Source organism: Alteromonas ulvae, assembly GCF_048987005.1.
GTDB lineage: Bacteria > Pseudomonadota > Gammaproteobacteria > Enterobacterales > Alteromonadaceae > Alteromonas.
The window spans coordinates 981702-1004986 of record NZ_CP185261.1; the positions used below are offsets into that span (position 1 = coordinate 981702).

The 23285-nt window shown below is 41.6% G+C and carries 18 protein-coding genes; 13 read left to right on the forward strand and 5 right to left on the reverse strand.

What is annotated here, in order from left to right; all coding sequences use genetic code 11:
- Nucleotide 1 precedes the first annotated feature (1 nt).
- Both ACOJR9_RS04315 and ACOJR9_RS04320 read right to left on the reverse strand, forming a co-directional pair.
- Nucleotides 2–2413, reverse strand: a complete 2412-nt coding sequence (locus tag ACOJR9_RS04315) for a YbcC family protein (protein ID WP_420935144.1) — start codon at nucleotides 2411–2413, stop codon at nucleotides 2–4.
- Nucleotides 2410–4044 (reverse strand): NADH-quinone oxidoreductase subunit L, encoded by a 1635-nt coding sequence (locus ACOJR9_RS04320; protein WP_420935145.1) that lies wholly within the window; start codon nucleotides 4042–4044, stop codon nucleotides 2410–2412. The genes ACOJR9_RS04315 and ACOJR9_RS04320 overlap by 4 nt, the downstream gene beginning before the upstream one ends.
- A gap of 256 nt (nucleotides 4045–4300) precedes the next feature.
- On the opposite strand from ACOJR9_RS04320, the gene ACOJR9_RS04325 reads away from it, so the two are divergent.
- Nucleotides 4301–5269 carry an L-threonylcarbamoyladenylate synthase gene (locus tag ACOJR9_RS04325; RefSeq protein WP_420935146.1) on the forward strand — a complete coding sequence of 323 codons (969 nt, stop codon included), beginning with the start codon at nucleotides 4301–4303 and terminating at the stop codon, nucleotides 5267–5269.
- On the opposite strand, the gene ACOJR9_RS04330 is transcribed toward ACOJR9_RS04325, so the two are convergent.
- Complete coding sequence (locus tag ACOJR9_RS04330; RefSeq protein WP_420936047.1) at nucleotides 5266–6138, reverse strand: LysR family transcriptional regulator; 873 nt, start codon at nucleotides 6136–6138, stop codon at nucleotides 5266–5268. The genes ACOJR9_RS04325 and ACOJR9_RS04330 overlap by 4 nt on opposite strands.
- Before the next feature lie 341 nt (nucleotides 6139–6479).
- Between ACOJR9_RS04330 and ACOJR9_RS04335 the strand changes: the two genes are divergently transcribed.
- The 6 genes from ACOJR9_RS04335 to ACOJR9_RS04360 all read left to right on the forward strand — a co-directional run bounded on the left by ACOJR9_RS04335 (nucleotide 6480) and on the right by ACOJR9_RS04360 (nucleotide 13029).
- Complete coding sequence (locus ACOJR9_RS04335; RefSeq protein WP_420935147.1) at nucleotides 6480–7559, forward strand: mechanosensitive ion channel family protein; 1080 nt, start codon at nucleotides 6480–6482, stop codon at nucleotides 7557–7559.
- 464 nt (nucleotides 7560–8023) lie between these two features.
- Nucleotides 8024–10387, forward strand: coding sequence for a DUF5666 domain-containing protein (locus ACOJR9_RS04340; protein WP_420935148.1), 2364 nt, complete (start codon nucleotides 8024–8026; stop codon nucleotides 10385–10387).
- Nucleotides 10388–11207: 820 nt separating this feature from the next.
- Nucleotides 11208–11681 (forward strand): ATP-binding protein, encoded by a 474-nt coding sequence (locus ACOJR9_RS04345; protein ID WP_420935149.1) that lies wholly within the window; start codon nucleotides 11208–11210, stop codon nucleotides 11679–11681.
- Nucleotides 11671–11958, forward strand: a complete 288-nt coding sequence (locus tag ACOJR9_RS04350) for a hypothetical protein (RefSeq protein ID WP_420935150.1) — start codon at nucleotides 11671–11673, stop codon at nucleotides 11956–11958. Before ACOJR9_RS04345 ends, ACOJR9_RS04350 begins: the two co-directional genes overlap by 11 nt.
- A gap of 268 nt (nucleotides 11959–12226) precedes the next feature.
- The gene (locus ACOJR9_RS04355; protein WP_420936180.1) at nucleotides 12227–12595 is read left to right on the forward strand and encodes a hypothetical protein; all 369 of its coding nucleotides are present in this window, start codon (nucleotides 12227–12229) and stop codon (nucleotides 12593–12595) included.
- 224 nt (nucleotides 12596–12819) lie between these two features.
- The gene (locus ACOJR9_RS04360) at nucleotides 12820–13029 is read left to right on the forward strand and encodes a tyrosine-type recombinase/integrase (RefSeq protein ID WP_420935151.1); all 210 of its coding nucleotides are present in this window, start codon (nucleotides 12820–12822) and stop codon (nucleotides 13027–13029) included.
- Between the two features lie 43 nt (nucleotides 13030–13072).
- On the opposite strand, the gene ACOJR9_RS04365 is transcribed toward ACOJR9_RS04360, so the two are convergent.
- Nucleotides 13073–13468, reverse strand: a complete 396-nt coding sequence (locus ACOJR9_RS04365; protein WP_420935152.1) for a hypothetical protein — start codon at nucleotides 13466–13468, stop codon at nucleotides 13073–13075.
- Nucleotides 13468–15012 (reverse strand): DUF4041 domain-containing protein, encoded by a 1545-nt coding sequence (locus ACOJR9_RS04370; protein WP_420935153.1) that lies wholly within the window; start codon nucleotides 15010–15012, stop codon nucleotides 13468–13470. The genes ACOJR9_RS04365 and ACOJR9_RS04370 overlap by 1 nt, the downstream gene beginning before the upstream one ends.
- Before the next feature lie 188 nt (nucleotides 15013–15200).
- On the opposite strand from ACOJR9_RS04370, the gene ACOJR9_RS04375 reads away from it, so the two are divergent.
- From ACOJR9_RS04375 to ACOJR9_RS04400, 6 genes are all read left to right on the forward strand, one after another.
- The gene (locus tag ACOJR9_RS04375) at nucleotides 15201–15977 is read left to right on the forward strand and encodes a hypothetical protein (protein ID WP_420935154.1); all 777 of its coding nucleotides are present in this window, start codon (nucleotides 15201–15203) and stop codon (nucleotides 15975–15977) included.
- Nucleotides 15978–16054: 77 nt separating this feature from the next.
- A complete protein-coding gene (locus ACOJR9_RS04380; RefSeq protein ID WP_420935155.1) occupies nucleotides 16055–16291 on the forward strand; it encodes a helix-turn-helix transcriptional regulator in 237 nt (78 codons plus the stop codon).
- A 271-nt stretch (nucleotides 16292–16562) separates the two neighbouring features.
- Complete coding sequence (locus tag ACOJR9_RS04385; RefSeq protein ID WP_420935156.1) at nucleotides 16563–16847, forward strand: hypothetical protein; 285 nt, start codon at nucleotides 16563–16565, stop codon at nucleotides 16845–16847.
- A gap of 127 nt (nucleotides 16848–16974) precedes the next feature.
- A protein-coding gene (locus ACOJR9_RS04390) for an IS3 family transposase (RefSeq protein ID WP_420935157.1) occupies nucleotides 16975–18083 on the forward strand; the annotation gives its coding sequence in 2 pieces (ribosomal slippage) (nucleotides 16975–17224 and nucleotides 17224–18083; 1110 coding nt in all).
- A gap of 69 nt (nucleotides 18084–18152) precedes the next feature.
- Nucleotides 18153–19673 (forward strand): replication endonuclease, encoded by a 1521-nt coding sequence (locus ACOJR9_RS04395; RefSeq protein WP_420935158.1) that lies wholly within the window; start codon nucleotides 18153–18155, stop codon nucleotides 19671–19673.
- A 167-nt stretch (nucleotides 19674–19840) separates the two neighbouring features.
- Nucleotides 19841–23005 carry a type ISP restriction/modification enzyme gene (locus ACOJR9_RS04400; protein ID WP_420935159.1) on the forward strand — a complete coding sequence of 1055 codons (3165 nt, stop codon included), beginning with the start codon at nucleotides 19841–19843 and terminating at the stop codon, nucleotides 23003–23005.
- Nucleotides 23006–23285 lie beyond the last annotated feature (280 nt).

Sequence of the window (23285 nt, forward strand, 5' to 3'; positions counted from 1 at the left end):
ATTACATAGAAAGGCCGTGAGACTTGTACCACTTTCCTTTGTACAGTCGTTCGATTACGGCCTGTTTATCCCAGCTAAACAAATATAGCCAGTCGTTATCAATCAGTTCTTGCAACATGGTGTGCTTATTCACAATGTCGAGAATTTTGTGATTTGGCGCAATAATATACACACTCAGACGTTGAGGTTGGTGAACCCAGCGTTCGCCGTTGTGCAGCGACTGCTTTGATAGACCTATTCTTAGATCGCCTGAATTGCCTTCAAAAACACCAATATTGTTGCCAACGGCGTTGTGAAGTACCTTGTTTCCACTGCCTAATTTCTCGTTATCGGTTACAGATGCGTTGTACTGAGCGTTTATCCAGTGGGTAACAATCATTGGCGCTGTCATCAACGTTTCTAATACGGAAGAGTCTAGATCGGTTTGCCAGGTATAGTCGTGAAGAAAGCTCTTGCCTTCTAAGTCTACTCCTCGAGTGCGCTGGCGAGGACCGATAATAAACGACGCGTTTCCAGCAAGGCCCCATTCAGGCTGAACCTGAGACCAGTCTTTTGCGCGATGTTGAAAACGCTGATCCCGCTTCTTGTCCGACTCGAACTGTAAATTTTTACTGTAATGTTTGGCCCGTTCCTTTTGCGCCTGATGTTTGGCTTTTAACAACCAGTTTTTTACTTTTTCTGGTACTGAACCATCAAAACACTCCACATCGTCGGTGGTGGTATTGTGAAGAGCTGGGATAAAACGCGTATTTCCCGCAATTTTATGGCCCATTGCCTTTAGTGCGTTGCGAACTGCTTCGTCGTTGAGAAGTTGAGCTAATACACGCACGTTAACCTCGCCAGATTGGCCGCCGCAGGCGCCGCAATCAAGACCAGCGGCATGCAGGTTATTTCTAGATTTGCTGCCATGACCTACTAACAACACAGTGGGAGAGAACTTATTCATTCCCATCATTTTTAGCGCACCCGCTGCCAAGGCCACCTTGTCATCTAGACCAATAGGGCCGTTTTCATTTTTAATTTCCCAATTGCGCTCATGACTCAATGTGTTCATCGGGTTTTCTTTACTTGACGGAAGCCAAGAATTTTTCAGAAGTTTAAAGGCATACCACCACCCAGCCGATTCCACCATTGAAAAGCTACCAAGCGGCGACTTACTCCATTTATGCCATGTAGAACGCTGCTGAATATATTCGGTTCGATGAGATTCGGTGCCACTTTCCGAGACTAAAAGCTGCGGAGCAAGAAGCCCAGGTAGTTGAGGACGCTTTGCATCTGTATTTGCCGGTGCATAAGCTACAGGCATTCCAAAAAAGCCTGCAAAACCCATGGTTTTCACTGAAGGACTTTGAAGTTCTAAAACGCGGCGAATAACTTCTGAGCGCACGTCAATGCAAAAGATAGCCTGCACATCTGCGTGGGTTTGCTCTACTGGTGTACAACCGATCAACTTAGCCTGTAATCGCTGTTGCTGCTCATACTCGTAGGCATACATCATTACCCACTGATTTATTTCATCTTGTTTACATTGCGCTATTCTTGCTGGTAGCTGATTCAACACATAAGACCAACGCGTTCTCACTTGGTTGGCTTCTGCAGCATGGTGCTTTTCGTAATACCGATAGACAATGAGCTCCCATGCAAGACGAATAGCAAGTAAACCCTGCAGTTCGTTACCTTCTTTGAGCCAAGTACGATAAGCAATGTAAGAAGCCCACCCGTTAATGCTCATAATAAGTGAGTAGAAATAGTCTTGTGCCTGACTGCTATCTAGCGTCAGTGTTTTACTCGCCTCAATAAGCAGGGCCTCAACACTGCTAGGCAGCGTCTCAAATACCTTCCTTAGCCCACGAGTATTCATAAGGATGTTGATGCCGGCGTCGTGTTTTAACCCATTCAGCCAACTTTTATACAGGGTGTCGGCGGCACAGTTGCCCTCAACCTGCACCAACGGTGATTCGTGCTGATAATACGCTGCACAAAACTGACTTATTTGAAATAGACATTCCTCTTGCCATGTCATTTCATTGGCCGAGCGATAGCTGTCGAAATGCGCAGTAATAAGCGGCAGATCTTGCTTTACTGTCGTATCGCCTAAGGTAGATAAAAATGTTGCGCTATCTAATGAAAGATCGTACTGAACCAAGCTACGTGAAATCGCATGGTCTGAGATCTCTCCTGCTTTATATAATTCTACCCAATGAGACACTGGCATCACTGTCGATATTCCAGCTAGGGCATGTACTTTGGCTGATACGTCTTGCTGTGAACTGCTTATTAGCTTCCAAAAGGGGTTTACAGCAATTAATTTATCAAGGGGGAAGTTTGGTGCGACTCCCTCACAAGCCTTAGCGGCAGCTTTGTGAATACGCTTCTCATCTAGGCAATAGGCGTTAGGTGCGACAATGGTCATAACTTACTCCCAATTTTAGAAACGGTAGCTACATATTTACCCCGTGATTCTTTTTCACGCAGCGTTATTGGATAGAGTTTTAATGTAATCTTGGTGAACCATTCATCGAGATAAAAGCCAGCAAACAGTAACTGCTTGAAACGTTTTATCGCCATATGATTAGCAAATTTTTGCATCACAAAATGCAGCATAAAAAGGATGATAAGGAGTGCGGCTATCCATATATCCATTAGCGAAAACATGGGAATTGGCGCTGGGTAAGTGGGCACGATATAACGCTCAACGACTTCTTTTACCACTGCGTAAAAACTAACTAGGGCGATGGTAATAGCAATCAATATGTAGATTTGCGTTCGGTCTGAATAAGCCGTTCGCATGGCAACAAACGAGGTAAACGCCAGTGCCATAAGCAGCCACGGGCTGACTGGGCCGTGATAACTTGAGAAAAAGAAGCTGGCTGCAACCACAAGAAAGGCAATGAATACCGCGTTTAGCCAGTTGGTGTATGAGGGAGCTCGGTGTGCGCTAATATCATGCTCTAAGGTCTCATAAACCGCCGAGCCTGTGTTTAAGAACGCATAGGCTTTGTAAAACGAGTGGGCGACTAAGTGGATTAGCGCAAGTGAATACAGTCCCATGGCGCATTCAATTAGCATTAACCCCATTTGTGATGATGTTGACCAAGCAAGTCGTACTTTAATTGTGACGCGGGTTGTCATGATCAGTGCACTGAAAAATACACTTAACCCTGCTACCACTAGAAGTATCCACTGCGCCTGACTACTTGCTGCAACAACGGGAGCAAAGGTCAATAATAGGTAGCCACCTAGGTTTATGACGCCTGCATGAAGTAGTGCACTCACTGGTGTGGGCGCTTCGACAATATTAATAAGCCAGCCATGTGCCGGCAGTTGAGCACATTTTAACAGCGCAGCTGCACTTATAAGACAAGCGGCATAAGTAGTTAAATGAGTGTTAGTTAATTGGGTGTTAGTGAAACCAGATTGTGTTTGGGTAAGCGCAATAGGTTGCTTGACGAGGTATAAAATTTCATCGATATATAAGGTATCGAATGCAAGGAACAGTAATACAAAAGCGCCCGCTATCAAGCACTCTGATGTGCGAGCCAGAATAAACTTTTTATGTGCAGCAATAATGGCCCGTGGTCGCTCGGGATAAAGCAGCAGTAAATTATGTAAAGAAAGGCTTACCGCTAGCCACCCCGCCCAGAAAATAATGAGGTGGTTGGCTAAAATAGTAATAACTACAGACGACAAAGTGAGCTGCATCCAGCGCAAGAAACGAGGGTAGCAGGTCTCACCGACTAAGTAGTTGCGGGAAAATCGCATAAGGATAGTACCTATTGCCACAACCGTAAGCATAACAATGGCTTTCATAGGGGAAATAGAGACTAACATGACACCTACCTCTGCCGCTCCGCTTTCAGTCGATATGGTACTAGAAAGGCCAGTAGCTAAAGAAGCGATGAGAAGAGTAACGCTTCCCACAATAGCAACTCTCTCAATATTCATTGTTGAAAATAGCGTGTTTTTTTTGCCGGTTAACCACGACAGTGTGGCCCAAAAAAGTGGCAGCGAAATTAGTAAAAATGCGCTGGTTTGAGGTGACATGCTTTACTCCTTTTATGTTTTAATTAGTAAAGCACGGTAAAACGCATTTAAAAAATAGATATAAATTTAATAATTGTTGCAATAAATTTACTTGTTAATTTTTTGTTTTGTTTTAAAAAATTGATTTTTATAGTTAATTTCATTTTCTGTTTTTTATTCGTTCTTTTTGATGAATGATTTAGTTTGATAATTTGAATTTTATTTTATCTTCATTGAGAGTGATCATTACGCAAATAGCGTTTTTGTATAACGAAGCATGCAACCTAAAACCCCTATACTCCATTTTCCCAACGACCTAGCACAGGCAACCGCTCTTATTAAAGCAGGTCAGTGCGTAGCTATTAAAACCGAGACTGTTTACGGTCTTGCTGCTGATGCATCTAATGAAGATGCTGTGAAAGCGATATTCAAAGCTAAAGCGCGTCCAGCTACTAACCCGCTTATTGTTCACATTGCCAGTATTGATGATATGAAAAAGTGGGCAAAGGATATTCCATCGAGGGCCTATTTACTGGCTGAAAAATATTGGCCGGGACCTTTGTCTTTACTACTAAAAAAGCAATCATGGGTAAGCGATACCGTCACCGGAGGACAAGATACCGTGGTGCTGAGAATGCCGGCGAGTGATGATTTCTTATCATTAATAAACGCCGCTGGTGTTGGACTTGCTGCTCCCTCTGCCAATAAATACAAGTTTATAAGCCCAACTAGCGCTGCCCACGTGCTGACGTCTTTAAATGGACGAATTGCCGCAGTGGTAGACGGGGGGAGGGCCGAGGTGGGTATTGAGTCGACAATTATCGACGTAACAGGAGATACGCCCTGTATATTGCGACCTGGGCCGATTGATCACCACAGCCTAGAACGGGATTTGCAAGTCAAAGTCACTTTCAATAACAATGAGGGCCGCACCGTGCCGGGCAGTGTTTTACAGCACTACCAGCCGAAAACGCCAGTAAGTATGCTTTCCAAAGACACACTAGCGCAAAAGCAGTTTACCAAAGACGAAGGCCTAATTTCTCTTTCGCCCTGTGTTTGGCCTTTAGAAGAACATAACCATATTCAGCTTTGCTCAACGCCTCAACAATACAGTCGAGACTTTTATGATGCACTGCACCAATTAGATAAGCAGGGGCTAAGTTGCATTTACATTGAAGCCTTACCCAAAACGGACTCGTGGTTAGCACTGAATAATCGAGTAAGCAGAGTAGTAGCTTTGGGCTAAATTTTCATTTGCTCAATCAATTGTTGAACATGGGGTGAAATGCGTTTTTTCGACAGAGTAACAGCATAAAAATGTTCGTAGGCATCGGGTAGGCTTTGTTGAATATGTAAAAGACCATTGGCAATTTCATCGCGGACAACGACTTCAGGCATAATTGAAAACGCGCCGCTATCACGTGCTAGTAATCTAAGCATCGCCATATCGTTGGTTTCTGCCTTAATTCTGGGGGTGTATTGAAATTTGGCGCAAGCAATGCTGAATGCAGAGCGAATTTCGCTATTTTGAGAAGGCAGAACCCAAGCGGCATCGCCATAGCTATTTGGAAATTTACGAGTTCGCTGAGGCTTAGTAGGCCCAATAATTTCAATAGCTTGGCGCGACACCAATTCGCTGTGCCAAATAGCGTTTTGCTGGCCCAATTCAACATTGTGGTTGGTAAGAATAATGTCGAATTTAAAGCTAGAGAGTCCATCAAGTAGGTTTTCTAAGCTGTCAGTTTGCAACGAGAAAGTAGCGAATTTGTCGTTGATTAGCGGTAGTGTAAAACTCTCAACAAAATTTCGAGACAGGTTGGATAATACGCCAATTGAAACGTGCCTATGTTGAGTGGGAAGGCCCTTACTAATCAAGCTCTCTAGTTCTTCGCCCTTCGAAAAAATGTCGTCTGCGTAGGCGAGTACCTGTTTACCTTCAGGCGTTAGAATAAGTGAACGCCCTTTGCGGGTGAGAAGCTCAATACCTAAATGCTGTTGAAACTGTTTAAGCTGAGCCGATATAGCCGACTGCGATAGGTGAATTTCGTTTGCAACCTGAGTCAGATTACCTGTATTCGCGACGCGCCAAAAATAATACAAATGATGATAATTCATTCTCGACACAACGTTATCTCCGTAGCTGCAGTAAGTCTATGATTTAGCGTTAAATTAAACGGCTAATGCTGTGTATACTACCGCAAAAAGTTAGGCGGTGCAGTATTCTGTTGTTTCTATATCCTTGATAACCCTCTCAACATGATTAAAAAGTGCCAGTCGTGACAGAATCACCTGCACCGCATAGCCGATAAAACATCTCGATAGCTTAAGTCTAAAACTTACGGCGCAAAAGTTGCACCGCACTATACGATCACTCAACCAGTAAGCAACCAGGCTGTTAAAAAAATTGGGTAGTTTGAACTGGCATACGCCAACAATTAGCGGGGGACGCGGCAAGCATGGACATAGCAAGCACATTAGAGCCTAAGCAGTTAGCAGCGATAGTTGGCCTATTGTTGGCTGTTGTTGTTCTTTTTTTGGTGAAACGCCTTGTTTTGGTGCGTTTGAAAGAAAAAACCCGCTCTGAAACTAGCAGCATGTCGAGTATGTATCGAGTACTCGTTTTATCCTTAAACGTACCCCTTAGCTTAACTATTTGGGTAATATTTTTGTTGCTCGTAAGAAGCGTTGTATCTGTTTTTCGATTAGACGACGAACGAACACTCACTGTGCTAAACGTGATTATTGAGTCGAGCGTTATCATTACCCTGTTCTTTTTCTTAGAACGTTTCCTTACCTATTCTTTGCGCCGCTACAAAGACCAATCGTCTTTAGTTAAAAATACCAGCGCCATAGCCGGTGGCGCGCTTAGGGCAGTATTAGCTATTTTGGCTATTCTCATTATTTTAAGTGCTATGGGAATTTCCATTACACCTATTGTGGCATCACTTGGTATTACTTCGTTGGCGGTGGCGTTGGCTCTGCAGCCTACTCTTGAAAACTTTTTTTCAGGTATTCAGTTAGTGATGGACAAGCCTATTCGAATAGGCGATTACATAGAGCTAGATTCAGGTGAGCAGGGCTTTGTTGAAAAGATTGGTTGGCGTTCAACCTGGGTGAGAATGCTGCCCAACAATATTGTTATTGTGCCCAACAGTAAGTTGTCTAACTCAAAGCTTATCAATTATTACTATCCCGAGCGGGAGCTGTCGGTGCCCGTAGAAGTGGGCGTGCACTACAGTTCTGACTTAGATCACGTAGAAAAAGTGTGTTTAGAGGTAGCTAAACATACACTGCACACGCATGAATACGGAGTCGATACCTACGAGCCGTTTGTGCTTTTTCATACCTTCGATAGTTCGAGTATTAACCTTACGGTAATGCTGCGAACCCGTGAATACTTTAATCGCTTCTTTATCAAAAGTGCGTTCATCAAATTGCTTAAAAAGCGTTTTGACGAAGAAGGCATTGTCATTCCATTTCCTATTGCTGCAATTAATATGCAACAAGAGCAGCAAAAAGAGCACAAAACCACATAAAAGCCAGATTCTACCAAGATTAATGACTACCACAGTGGCTAGCAATAATGAGCACTTTGGTAGCAAGCAGGGCAATTCAAGACCTAGTAGTTACATAAGTAATATAGCACGCGGTATTTATTGGTTTAGTGATAATAACTCTGTGCTATTTGTGTACTGCTACAGCTGCTGGCGTGTTTTCGTAGGCCTATCGCTATTTTAAGATTATTGATTTCTAAAGGAGGGAAAGCGATTCTGCACTAGAGTGTTGATATGAATGTCAGCTTGCAATCGTGCTGGGAAGTTACAGCAAATTGAGCAGATTGCACATTTTGAGCTATGATACATTTAATTACGTTATAACATAATTGATATGGATAGAGCTGAGCTCAAACTATTGAACTTTAATTGGGCTCTCAGCTCATAACGTTGGTCTTTTGACATCTTCGGTTAACTTTGTAGGTTGAACATAAAAACGGTGCATCATGATTAAGACATTCAAATATAGTGTATTTTCGTTAAGTCTCTTGTTAGCTGCGTGCGGTGGAGGAGGGGGCGATAACACGTCACCTACTCCACCTCCCGGTGCTTCTACCCCTCCTACCGGTAGTTTGGACGTTGACATTAGTGGACTTCCTGACAATTCAGTTCCCTCTATTGTTATAACCGGGCCCGATGACTTTTCTACTACGTTAACGGGTAATGCAATGCTCGATGAGTTGGCCTATGGCAGTTACACCGTTTCCATAGATGCTGTATCAACACCCCAAGGAACGTTCGATAGTTTGCCCGCTGAGCTCGCTATCGACGTAGATGGCATTGAGACACTCAGTGTGCTCTATCAAACTCCCATTCTTAGTGAGGGCCCTATCGAAGGATTTGGTAGTGTTGTTGTAAACGGCACGCGTTTTGACACCTCTTCCGCTACTATTAACACGAATGAGGGGGTTGAAGAAGCGTCAACCTTAGACTTAGGCATGGTAGTCTCGGTAACCGGCCGAACCACAGCTGACGGCAGTGTGATAACAGCGCAGCAAGTTGACTATTATGCGTCAGCGGAAGGTCCGATTACGTCAATTTCTTTCGGACAGAATACGTTCACAGTGCTAGGGCAGACATTTAACATCAACAATGAAACACGTTTTATTGACCGTACTTTCGTAGAATTGCGAACTGGCGATATAGTAGAAGTATCGGCGTTTGGCTCGCAAGACCAACTTATTGCCACCCGTGTTGAATATTATGCACAGTTAGATGATGACTATGACGTAAGTGGACGCATAGTTAATCTTGACACCGCAGCAATGACATTTTCTATCGGTAGTCTAAACATCGATTATAGTTCGGCTGATGTCGACGGAAGTCTCAGTGATAATGTGTTAGTTAGTGTCGAGTCTTCGCAAGTGCCAGTGGATAATGTCCTTATCGCAGACGAGGTAGATGTACGCGGTGAAAACAGCAGTAGCCCGTCAAATGGCAAAGTGGTCAGAGAGGGGCTTATTACAGAGCTCAATGGTACGCAAGTGCGCGTGAACAACCGCGAATGGTTCCGAATTACCGACACCACGAGCTACGTAAATGGCTCATCGGCTGACTTGGCGGTTGATGTGCGCATTACGATGAGAGCGCTCAATACTGATGATGGCTTAGTTGCTGAACGAATTGTATTTATTCCCGCTAACACCATCAATGTCGTTGGCAGTGTGACCGAATTAGACGCAAATGAAATTCGCGTATTTTCTACCGAATTCGATGTGAATAGCACCACACAAATTGTCGATATGCGAACTACCCCTCCTCAGCAAATTGTGCTGGATGCGATTAACCTAGGCGATAAGGTTAATGTGTCTGGTTTTTATGACTATGACGGTGATTTAACCGCTCGACGAATCGAGTTAACTACCTCAGCAAGTGGCGGCGCTGAAAACGCGGGTGAACTTGAGTTTGAGGGAGCGCTAGAAAGCTTCACTGTGCCAACGGCTGATTCTTCAGGCTCATTACTCGTTAATGGTTTGACAATTGAAACCGCTGCTAATACGCGTTTTTACCTTGATGAACGGTTTGTGACAAGCGCCGCTTTTTATGAACAGCTTACTAAGGGCGATCACCTAGAAATGGACGCGTATCTACTTAATGAGCGTATTGTTGCGTATGAAGTTGAAAAAGATATGCGTGATGGCAGTAAAAATAATAATACATTTGAAATTGAGGGTGCAGTAACGCAAGCGCTTGTTGACAATGAGTTTGTGTTGGCTGGATTGACTGTTTTTATCAATGAGAATACGCGTTACGACGACGGCAATGAACAGGGGCTCATCGAGGGAGCCACGGTTGAGGTTCGTGCAAGAGAAGACGAAGAAGGTAAGATTATCGCTATTCACATCGATTTTGAATCTCGTAATAATGATGACGACGATGATGATAGTCGTAATGAGACCGAAATAGAGGGGCGTATCAGTAATTTTGATGGCAGTGCTCAGACATTTAATATCAATAATCAGGTGGTGCGCTTCAGTAACGCCACAGATATAGAAAATGGCGCAATCGGTGATTTAGGCAATGGCGTTTGGGTAGAAGTTGAAGGCTATTTCGGTACTGATGGTTTCTATAATGCCAACGACATTTATATAGAAGAAGAAAGAGAGGATGAATTAGAGGGAACTATTACTGACGTAATTGATGATAATCAGTTCATTGTTAATGGCGTGACAGTGGAGATAACAAGCCGTACTGAGTTTGAGAATGGCAATCGCAGTAACATTGTTATTGGCGCGCTAGTGGATATCGAAGGTATTTTTCAAAATGCCAATCTGATGCGAGCTCGTGAGATTGAGTTCGAAGATAAGTAATACTTTTCATCATATAGTGTGAGCTCGATAGTGTCTTCCACAGTAGTGAAGAGCGCTATCGAGAGTTAACAGCGAAAAAGGCCCGATTTCAATAGTGGTCCGCCAATTAGGGTTACTGAAATGGGATCGGGCTTTTTATTTTATTAAAGCGACAATACAATAGAAGGGGTTTCTGGCTCCCTAGAATATTAGCGAGTTTGTAGTAGCTCAGCCTGCTTCACTACTGAATTCTGAGATTCTACAGCTCTATCAATAACACGGCTGTATACCTTTTTCTTTTTAGACGAGTCGGCGTTGCGGACGAACTCAGACAGGCTGGAGTTGTATTTGGTTGTCTGGCCGTTTTTAAATCTGGCAAACATCATCACTTTCCCATTTGATTGCCCAATCAATGAGCAAGTTTCGATTCTATCAGGGTAGTAAGCGTCTCGCGAGTGAATTTTTGCTTAACATAATTTTCTACAGCCTGAATGTTGGCTTGGTACATACGAGTGCCCCTCGTTGTCCTTTAACAATAGCGGATATAGCACTTCTGCAAATTATCGCGTTTTACACCCCCAATAACGAGCAACTAAAGCGGCTTTTCTTGCAATCAAAGTTAGGGCAGCGAGATAAAGTAAATCGACCTGATTACCTCCCTCGAACAATAAAAAGAGTCAGGTTAAATCAGAATAGAGATGCGTATAGGAAGCAAGAGTCTATACAACAAGGCAAAGAATTTGCTGAGACGCTTTAAAAAAACTGGAGAGCTAAACAAAGTAGCCGAATTCGGGTCTACTCACTACAGGAACTTGCTAAGCGCTCACCAATGAATTGGTTGGTGAAAGGTGTATTACCAGAAAGTGGATTGGTCTCAATTTTTGGTGCGCCAAGTACTGGTAAATCATTTCTCGCACTGGATTTACTGGCTTATATATCTTCTGGTGATTATTGGTTTGGGCGGAAAACCAAACAACGTAGTGTCGCCTATGTTGCTTTTGAAGGGATGGGTGGTATACCGCTACGAGCACGGGCTTTCGAAAAACACTACCTAGTACTTCGTAACTTTAAGGTGGTGGAAGCGGCCGGAATTAACCTGCTCAAGGAAAATGATAGAAGGGAAATAATAGCTGAACTGAAAGAAAATTCATTAACGAATGGTGTTGTATGCATAGATACGTTGGCAGCGAGTGCAGCTGGCATAGACGAGAACTCAAGCGAGGGAATGGGCAAGCTAATAGGCGAAGTTACTAAAATCCAACAGGAGGTTGGCGGATTAATTATTTTAGTTCACCACAGTGGTATTGGGGCATGATGAAGATGGTGAGCCTATTACCTCATGCGTAGTGGCTGGATATGACATTGGAGATAAAGTAGAGGATATAAACGAAGAAGATGACAAGCATGTTTTCGATGTCATTGACAGTCGGCTAAAAGCTGGAAATCAAGTAAGTCAAAATAGGCTTGAAAAAGGTGACTTAAAGCAGTTCATTAAAATCCCTCAAGCTCGCTTAAGAAGCTCTATAAAAAGACTTAAAAACAAAGGGCAGATCTCTGATTCAGGTAATGATGGTTTTAAACTAGGGCGTTAGTGCGTTAACCCTATATAACGCACCAATTAGGTGTGGTTAGTTCAATTATCTCCAACCTTCAGGGGCGTTAAAGTTTTGCCCTACTTATTGGTAGTAGTGTGCTTTAATTTTTATATTTAGAAGTAAGCTATTGTTACCAACATAAAAAATTTGTAGATGTTTTTTGTTTTAAGGTAATGTGTAATTGTTAAGTACTGATACCAAGCGTAACCACACTGTTTTTCACGTGTTCCTTGCTTATTTTTTTCGAAACAGCGAGGAATACAAAATGGAAATCAATTCAAAAATCTCTCCTTCACTACATCCTAAAAATATTACAGAGATTGATGGGTATGACGACACAACAGCTGGCTATGTTGAAAGCGCAAAGGCCGCTTTAGAGTTAGCTTATAAATCTCTTAACGCTGTGCATTGTGCGCGTACCACATTGAACAAAAATAATGCGTGGTCAAAAGAGAAGAAGATCTTCGAGCTTGCAGAATTCGGCGAAAAAAATATGGATAAAGTTTTACCCGTATTTGATCGGGCTAGAACTCAACTTGAGTCTGGTATTCAGAGGGTATTTCACTCACGGTTGAAGGGCCGAGACTCAAACATTGGCCGATGTCTCGATGGCTTAATCCTACTTCGAATTTGAGACGCAGGACGTCTTTAATCTTTCTCATATCGGTTCTCTTTCTCGCCATGGCAGCTCGTTCCTTCAATCAAGTGATGAAGTTGAGCTTACCAATTGATTTAATGAGAAAAAGAAGAAGATTTCGGTATTCCGATCAGTGATTTCGGAAAAACGTCATTTTTGAACGGATAACACCGAAATAGGCGATCGGATTAGACCGAAATCAGTGATCGGATTGAACCGAAATGGGTGATCGGAATAGGCCGGAACATGCAGCATCTATCTCAAACTTCCGGTTTCATGACTTACGCCACCATTTCGCAAGCAAGCTTGTAATGGCTGGAGTTGACTTGAATACCGTAAGGGAGCTGCTTGGTCATGGTTCCTTAGATATGACGCTCAGGTACGCTCACTTGGCTCCAGAGCATAAAGCACAAGCCGTTGCCTTGATTTAATTGTTTGATGTATAAATTAATCAGTTGCAGTATTCAATGAATGTCATTTGGGTTTGAGGCTGGATATTATTTCTTTCAACATAAGTAAAGACGACATCGTAACTGCAGAGCTATCTTCAAAAGCCACTCCGTAGTCTTTAATATTTTTCCTTAGCTTTTTTTCTTCATATTTAAGCCGGACAATGACTGTATTTAGGTCGATTAAAGCTTGATCAATTGAGAACAGCACACACTTATAGGGATCTTGATCGTCTGCTTTAACTTTTAAAAAAAAATTGTGGTCAACAAGATGTGCAGACAACTGAAACTTGTAAGTATCAGCCTCGTACTCAACTAATATTTTAGAAAATTCCACATTGGTAAAACACTGCTCAATTGCTCTTGTCATGAAAGAGCTAGTGCGGTGGATTTGCTTTAATCCATTTGTGACTTTGGCCATTACTCGTTCAATTCCTCTTCGATAAGCATAGTTTCTTCGTATTGATCGGAGACAACGTCATGAATAATGTTTACTTCGTCTTCCACTAACTCATGTATGGCATCGTCAATTTCAAAAGGCTGAAGTCTAAAAAATTCCCTCCGCTGATTAATTTTATTCACTCGTTGTGCGGCAAATCTATTGTGAAGCTGAGTCTCTAATGAAGGTGCATCATCTGAAGGAATAAGCGCATGAACGTCGTAGTAAAAAGGAACAGAAGCACCGCTCAACTCTTTAACACGGTCTAGTGGTTCTAATCTTCTCGTCATTCCTATTTTGTAAATATCTTTTCCGAAAGAACCTCTATTTGAAATAATATAGACATATCCTGAACGAGTCAGCTGCGCCATACTCAAAGCACGCTCCTTTTCCTTAGTCGCTACCGAAAGTTTGAGTTGTAGCTCTTCAATATACTTGGTTAGGGTGCTTACTTGTTCTTGGTTTGCCGATTTTATATCTAGTAACGCTTTATTAAGGTCCTTTTGGTACGCCCTCTCTTCTTTTTCACGTTCACTTACAAACTTCTCTATTTCTTTCTTAACCTTGGCTTCTTCTCTTAGCGTTTGTCTCATGAATCGTTGTTCTTCAAGCTCCATATCTTTCTTGTATTTGTGTTCAAAGAAATAACGTTGCTCTTCTAACCGAAGGGATAACAAATCTCGGCTCAACACGATATAGCTATCGTCTCCATTTTTATTTACTTGCTCGAACCACTTTTCAATTTTCTTAGTGTTAACTGCAAAATTTCGAGATGTTGTTTGAGTAATTATATTGTCAACTTCTGCATTAAATGCTGTTAACAAAAATTTAGCATGCCGTTTTTGCATCGCCTTTCCGCTGGCAAGATTGTTATTCCATCTTATTTCATTCGTAATCTTGTATGCCTTGCCCTTTAGAATTAGTGCTTTTTGTTGTTTTTTTACTTTTTCTAATTTGCTTTTTATTTTTTCACTTACAGGTCCATCGACGAGATATTTGTATGATGTTATTGTTTCTGCAACAGTTTTATGTTCGAACGCGACTTTTGAAGAAGAGAGCTTTTTTTCCAAAGTTGAAAGTTTCTTCAACAGCGCCTCTTCCTGACTGGCTAGAATGCTCAACTCTGCTTTTAATTGTTCAGAGGCCTCTTCTGCGGCAGTGACAGCTAAACGGATAATTTCTTTTTTTTCTCTTTCAGCGTCTTGTTTAATTACTTCAGCCTCAGCGATAGCAGCTTGTTTAATTTCATTGCTAAGTGTTTCGGCTTTTTGGATAAGCTTATTTGCGGCGTTTTGTGCCTCGTCTTTACTCTTATTCGCTAGTGCTTTTAAATCACGAAGGTGGGATTTGGATTCTGATAATTGTGTATTTATGCTATTCAGCTCGACGCTACGTAGGTGTTTCGTTGAGGATAGCTCTTTATTCGCTTCTGCCAGCTCTAATTGGCTAGCCAAAAGCTTACTTTCCAGTGCGTTTGCTCGCTTTTGCTCTGATAAAAGCGCTACTTTTCTGACAAAGCCTAACATTCCTTATTTACGCTCCGTGTACTTTTTAGACTTTGGACTCGCCTAGTGCATTTGAATGAAGGACAAAATTTATTGGTGACAACTACTTAGTCTGCAGTTAACTTTGCCGATTTAAATTAAAGACTATACCTTAACATGAGCAATTTCAACGGAGAGAGACGCCCAAGATTGATAAAACGTACTATAGAATGCAAGAACTCAAAAGTCGTTTCTATTTCAATCACTTCGATTATCGTTATCTTTGCGAAAACTCAAACGTACCTCTACATACTTTTTCCTATGCACAATACTTTTTATTGGCAGAGCGTATACCACGGTCGTTTAAAAAAATAATTCGAGGAGTAGTTTACTATACCGGTGTCGTAGAGTTGACCCTCAGCGATAAAAAGTCGCTACTGAAAGATGGCACTGTAAGGGTAAATACCGCCTTTTTGACAAGTTTAAGGGGTATTCAAACGTTGGAGTCATGCTCAAAAGACCTGCTCAATCAGCACTTTGGTGACAACTTCACTATTGAATATGCTTCGAGTACTTCAGAGTTAGATTTATCCCAATGCGATGCAATGGTAATAAATGATGAACATCGAGAGCTGCTGCATCAAAATCACACACCGTTACCAACTGGGATAGATATTACATTTGATGATTTAGTTATCAAGGCAGAGTTAATTGAATGGTGCAAAATTCAGTTAAATGTCGAAAAAAATATTAGCTCTAAAAGAGAGCATTCGATGAAAGAGCAAATCAAGATTTTACAGAGGGAAAATCCTAACCTAAGTGGAACAAGGCTCTATAAATTTGTTTTGGAAAACTTTGAGAATGATATTGATAGCACTGATCCACTAAGTATTTTAATAAGCATAGATAGAGATGAGGTTATCTGGGGGAAAGCTGGGCAAAACGAATACACAATGTCTAAAAAACGTTTTCTTAATATTTGCTCAGAACTAAAAAATACAAACTAACTATTCCCGGCTAAGATCCCGGGAAAGATGGGATAGTTAAGTTGGCCCTGTACTAGAGAACTAAACAGGGCTACATCATGAGCAATGAAATTAAAAGTAAAGCACTTACCGAAATAGAAGCGTCGCAATATATCTGCATGAGCCGTTCTTTCTTGCGCCAAGCAAGAATGGACGGTAACAGAGAAAACCGCACTCCAGCGCCCCCCTTTATAAAGATTGGTCGTTCTGTTCGTTACCTTCGAGAAGACCTTGATACATGGTTAGACAGCTTTGTTCGCCGTACTAACCTCTATCAAGATGGAGATTTAGCGTAATGAATTTTAGTAAATGGAACGAATCTAAAATCGCCACTCTTTTATATCTTTTTGACGATAATTACATACTTGAATGCACTTCATTAGGGAATAGCCACGGTAATCTAACGTTCTCCGCTTATGCGCCCTGGGGTTGCAGAAAAAAGGTAATAAACTACCTCCGCAAACAGGGCTTTATTCGTGTTTCCCATTGTTTAGCAGATGACAGCGAATACATAAAATACGAGATTTCTAATTTTGGGCGTTTCGCCATTGAGCAAGGGCAAGACTTATGAATAAGTTTAGCCCTTCTCAAAGAGAGCTATTAGAGTTCTTCGGTGACGGCGGGATTGTAGAATTTTGCACATCAGTTGGCAGTCAACTCGGTGCGACTTCTTTTCCAAAGGGAAAGCCTATGAGGTTTAACAAGCTGGTAATGAATTCTTTGTTCAAGTACGGATTGCTGAGAGTCGCTAAAGAAGAATGTAGCTACGGCTTACGCTGGTCACAAGTAGTTATATCGCAACGCGGTCTAGATATACTTAAAAAGTGGGTGATTGCTGATGAAAATTATTAGGGAATCTCAAATTGCCAAATCGCTTAATCACCTTGATAAAGATTTAGCTAATTTCTATTGTCCACTTCCCCTAAACTGAGACAGACTTAATTGGAGTTTTCTGCAATGATTAATGCAGGAGACGACTATGAAAAAATCACGATATACAGAATCTCAGATTATTGGGGTATTAAAAGAAGTTGATGCAGGTATGAAGGTTGAGGAAGTCTGCCGTCAACACGGTATCAGCAGCGCAACCTATTACAATTGGAAGTCCAAATACGGCGGTATGGAAGCGTCTGACGTCAAACGATTGAAAGAGCTTGAAGAAGAAAATGCCAAGCTCAAAAAGATGTTTGCAGATGTCAGCTTAGAAAATAATGCCATTAAGGAGCTTTTCGCAAAAAAGGGTTGGTGACAGCAGAGAAACGAGAATGCGTCAGCACACTGGTTGATGCGGGGCTGAGTATCGTAAAGGCTTGCCTATTTGTTGGTATTGGCCGTTCGACCTTCTATCGCTCCGAACGAGACTGGCGCAAAGCAGATGCTGCTGTCATTGATGCTATCAACGCGGTACTAGAGAAGTCGCCACGAGCTGGCTTCTGGAAGTGTTTTGGCCGAATGCGCTTTAAAGGCTTCCCCTTCAATCACAAGCGCGTTTATCGCGTTTACTGCCAGATGGGATTGAACCTGAGGCGCAGAACTAAACGGGTACTACCCAAACGAATAGCCCAGCCATTAGAAGTGCTGGATCAGGTAAATCATCAATGGGCGTTGGACTTTATGCATGACACTTTATATTGCGGCAAACGGTTCAGAACACTGAATGTGGTGGATGAAGGCACGCGGGAGTGCCTTGCTATTGAAGTCGATACGTCTTTGCCCGCTGGCCGTGTAGTACGCGTGTTAGAACAGCTTAAGGCTGAGCGTGGATTACCAACTCAGCTGCGTATGGATAATGGCCCAGAGCTAATTTCGGCGACGCTGACTGATTGGTGTGAGACCAATGATATTGAACTGATATATATCCAGCCAGGTAAGCCACAGCAAAATGGCTTTGTTGAACGCTTTAACGGTTCATTCCGCAGAGAGTTTCTGGATGCTTACTTGTTTGAAAATCTCAACCAAGTAAGAGAAATGGCCTGGTTCTGGCGACTGGATTATAACGAAGAAAGAACACATGAAAGTCTGGGTAACCTGCCCCCGGCAGCATACCGAGCAAAACTAGAAAACTCTAGTTTAGAACTGTGTCATTAATGGGGAAGTGGACACTATCAGTCATTGAACGTCGAAGACCGAATATTCGTTAGACAGATAATTTCTCACTTGCCTAATTCTGTTCAACGAATTCTTATCGAACAATATAAATCATTTGATAGACCTTATAATTCTAATACCTATCTACGAAACGTTGTTGAAAAAATTGATGGATTGTTACCAAATAAGTTGCTTGAATATTTTAGTGCTGGAGATAGTGAGCTCCGTGAGCTAGCAAAGCAGAACGCAAGGCGATGCAAGCGCTTTGATTTTAATTTACTGGCAAATACCGAGTCCGTTAACGTAACGGGCAGTATTCCCGTTAACGGGTTTTCAGCCGTATACGATGCATGCTGTGAATTCGTTAACGGGTTTGGAATTAACCCACCAGCCTTAACGAAATCCGTTAACGTAACGGGTGCAATCAAAAGAATGCAGGATGAGTACTGGTGGCTTAGAAAAATTCGCAAGGTAATCATTCGCAAACGTGAACAGGTGTTGATTCATCTAAGACAGGTGAATAGTAGAAAAGGCAAATATTGTAGTGATTATACTGTTAATCAAAGAATAATTCAGAAAGAGCTTCAACGAAAAATGCTAGAAGAACTCGTTATCGTTAACGAGGACGGCGAGTCTTTTTCACTTGCAGAGTTATCAGACAAAAATGTCTCAAACCCTGTTAACAGAAAGAATGAATTAATGACCCGTATTGCAGGCTACGAGGAAATATCTAAAGAGCTCAACCACAAGGCTCTCTTCGTGACGATTACTTGTCCATCGCGCTTCCACAATACCTACGCAAAATCTGGTGACCCTATCCCTAAATGGGATGGTTCAACACCATACGAGGCACAGCAATATCTTAACGATATGTGGGCCCTAGTGCGCGCAGAGTTAAATAGAAAAGAAATAAAATTATATGGTTTTCGTGTTGCCGAGCCTCAACACGACGGAACACCACATTGGCACATGTTGATTTTCATGGAGCAGAATCATACTCAAGTCTTTAAAGACATTATTGCGCATTATGCACTTCGAGAGGATGGTGATGAGAGGGGAGCAAGAGAAAACCGCTGCGACTTTAAAGAAATCGATTACTCAAGGGGAAGTGCTACAGGCTATATCGCCAAATATGTTAGCAAAAACGTCAACGGCGCAGATTTAGACGGTGATATAGACGGTGGTAACTCCATCGATGCATCTCAACGCGTAGAAGCATGGGCAAGTTGCTGGGGAATCCGTCAATTTCAACAAATTGGAGCTGGCTCAGTAACAGTGTGGCGTGAACTTCGAAGATTGAAGCAACTCCTTGGTGAACATGACCACTTTATTGATATTCACAAAGCTGCGGACAGTGGAGCATGGGCTGAATTTGTGAAACTAATGGGAGGCGTGTTTTGCAAGCGAAACGAGCAGGCTATTCGCCCTTTGTATAAAGAACAATTTGCCACTGATACGGGAGAGTTAAAACAAAGTTACTTCGACGGTATTGTCACCGTTTCTTTAAAAGGGGTAAAGCTAGGCGAAAAAGAAGTGATAACTCGAATCCACGAATGGCGTATTGAAAATGGCAGAACTAGAGCCGCATAGCGGGTCAGATGCTTTTACTTGGAGTTCTGTAAATAAGTGTACTGCGACACTTTATTTAATGTAAAGATACAAAGCTGACTTTAGATTTAGAATGTTTGAATAGAGCTTTAGATAGATGATCTGTTATGGTTAATAACATTGAGAAAAGCAGGGAATATGGAAATTATATGTCGAAAATCCAAAGTTTTATGGAACAACTGATCGCGATCCACTCATCAGGGATTGCAACAGAACACTCTTACAGGTCATGCTTTGAGCAGTTATTTGACAAAATTGGCGACGACGTAAAAGCGCTTAACGAGCCCAAAAGAGTCGAGTGTGGAGCACCAGACTTTATCATACAAAGGGCGGATTTTGTTGTGGGGCACGTGGAAGTTAAAGATCTCTATATAGATATACGCAACTTAAAGGGTGATTATCAAAAAAATCAGATGAATCGATATTTGGAAGCCCTACCAAACTTGATCTATAGCAACGGTCTGGACTGGGACTTTTACAGAAATGGAGAGCTGATCCAATCAGTAACAATTGGAACTATTTCTGAAAAAATTACTCCGCAAGTCGAAAGATATTCAAGTCTTGAAGCATTTTTAGAAGACTTTGTAGAGCAGACTCCCGTTACCATTAAGCGACCCAAAGAGCTGGCAAAAAAAATGGCGGGCAAAGCTAAACTTATAAAGTCAGTTTTGTTTAGGGCATTAGAAAGTGACTTACACCACAGAGATAATAGTGAAATAGTGTCGCAGTTTCACGCCTTCAAAGATAGCTTAATACACGACATGACCCCCGAGCTTTTTGCGGATATTTATTCGGAAACGATTTGTTATGGCATGTTCGCAGCCAGGCTGAATGACGACACACTAGATTCTTTTAGTCGTTATGAAGCGCTAGAAAAGTTACCTAATACAAATCCATTTTTAAAAAAATTATTTGGTTATGTTGCAGGTTCTGAGCTAGATGAACGCATCTCTTGGATAATAGATGACCTTGCAGATATATTTCGTGCAACAGATGTTTCTTCGATAATGAATAGTTTCGGAAAACTGTCTGGGCGTTCTGATCCATTTGTCCATTTTTACGAAACGTTCCTATCAGCTTATAATCCAGATAAAAGAAAGGCGAAAGGAGTTTGGTATACACCACTCCACGTTGTTAACTTCATCGTAAGGGCTGTAGACCAGGTCCTTACCGAAGAGTTCGAATTGGAAGATGGGCTCGCAGATATATCAAAGATAACTATCGACTGGGATACAGGTCAACGAAAAAAAACTCAAAAAGGAAAACCGACTGCAGATGGAAAAAATGCATTTATAAAAAAAGAGGTTCATCGAGTTCAGGTACTGGACCCTGCAACAGGAACAGGAACCTTCTTGGCTGAAGTCATTAAAACAATAGCACCAAGGATTAAGGATTTCGCACCAAGTTTATGGAGTAGCTACATTGAGAGAGACTTGATTCCTAGAGTTCATGGTTTTGAACTATTAATGGCATCATATGCAATGTGCCATTTAAAGCTTGAAATGATATTAAGAGAACTAGGTTATCGACCGACCAGTTCAGCGCCTCGTCAATCTGTTTATTTGACAAATTCGCTTGAAGAGGGGGCGCCTCCAAATTATGAACTGCCTTTTATGAATTGGTTAGCAGATGAAGCTAAATTAGCTAATACGATAAAGAATGATATGCCTATTATGTGCGTGGTAGGAAATCCGCCTTATTTGGGAGAAAGCAGTAAAGCAAGCCCCTGGCTAGAAAAGTTAATGGAAGACTATAAGAAAGAGCCTGGAGGGACGGAAAAATTAAAAGAAAAAAATTCGAAATGGCTGAATGATATGTATGTAAAGTTCATGCGGATGTCATCTAGCCTCATAGAGAAAAATGAAGAAGGCATTTTGGGCTTTATCTCCAACCATGGATATTTAGACAACCCTACATTTCGCGGGATGCGCTGGCATTTATTAAAAACATTCGAAAAAATTTGGATTCTTGATTTACATGGAAATGCTAAAAGAAAAGAAGCAGCTCCAAACGGAGTAAGTGACAAAAATGTATTTGATATTATGCAAGGTGTCGCAATCATCATCGCTGTTAAGAAAAAAGAAAATACCAATGAACTTGCAGAGGTCTATAAAGGGGATTTATGGGGCTCCAGAGCAAGTAAATATTCAGCATTAGATCAATGTACCTTAAGTAGTGAAATTTTCAAAAAGATCGATACCAAGCCCCCTCTCTACCAATTTCTGCAACAAGATTGGTCTACCTATGAGTCCTATGAAAAGGGGTTTTCTTTGAACGAATTTATGCCTTTACATGGAAATGGGATTGTTACCAAGCGAGATGGCTTAAATATTCATAAAAATGCAGATGGTGTTAGAAAAGTCGTACAAGATTTTATAAGACTTAGCGAGCAAGACCTTAGGACTAAATATAAATTAAAGCCAGATGTTCGGGATTGGCGGTATGAGTGGGCAAAAAAAGATATAGAGGAAAATATTTCAAACATACCCATTCAGAAAGTGGGGTATCGCATATTTGACCAAAGGTTCATGTTCTATTCTGGTAGATCTAGAGGTTTGGTCGGCTGGCCAGTGGCTGATGTGATGTCACATTACATCAGAGGCGATAACATTGGATTGTTGACTACAAAAGCTCACAAAGATAAAGAGTTCGCGCATGCATTCGTAACTGACCTCCCAAGTGAGGCGATTTATTTCTCCGCAACTACTGGTTCAAATGCAATGAATTTTCCGCTATATGTATATCCAGAAGGAGAAGGTGAACGCCAAGTTAACTTTGATACAGATTTGTATTCTCAACTACGAAAAATAGCAGCGGATGGTGAAAACAATACTCCTGATGAGTTAGATACTTTTGATTACATCTACGGAGTTCTGTATTGCCCAAAATATCGAAGTTCGTTCGACGAGTTTCTAAAATCTAATTTCCCCAAAATCCCTTGGCCAGCAAATGCTAATGAATTTTGGGCTGTTTCTAGGCAAGGGAGAGAACTTCGTAAACTTCATTTGTTAAATGCCGAAGTTCTCAAGACCAGCAATCACCTATTCGAAGGGATGGGTCATAATATTATAGAGACGACAGGGAAAGGATCTTATTCAGATGAAAAGGTTTGGATAAATGAAGGTCAGTACTTTTCAAATGTCAATGAAAGAATTTGGAACTTTTACATCGGCGGTTATCAGCCTCTACAAAAGTGGTTGAAAGATAGAAAGGGGCAGGAGCTTACTATTGCTGATGTTAAACACTATCAGCGTATCATTAAAGCTATAGAAGAAACGTTAGAGATAATGGGCCAAATTCATATCACGTTGTAACAACATTTTTAGGATTAGTAGTTTTGGAGCCTAAAACTTTCAAACTCTTTAGGCTCTTTAAACCAAGTAATTCGGCAAACCAAATCACAAACTTTTACTGAATTCTCATTTAATAAGGAGATTGAAGAAATAATGAAACATAGTCGAAACTATTAAAAATCGGCTTATTAGATAAAACCCATACGTACAAACTACGCTAACGGAATGCAAAAGTAATTTGCCCCAGCTTTACTGCGCACTTGCTACATACTAGCTACATAAGAATGGCTATTTCACAAAT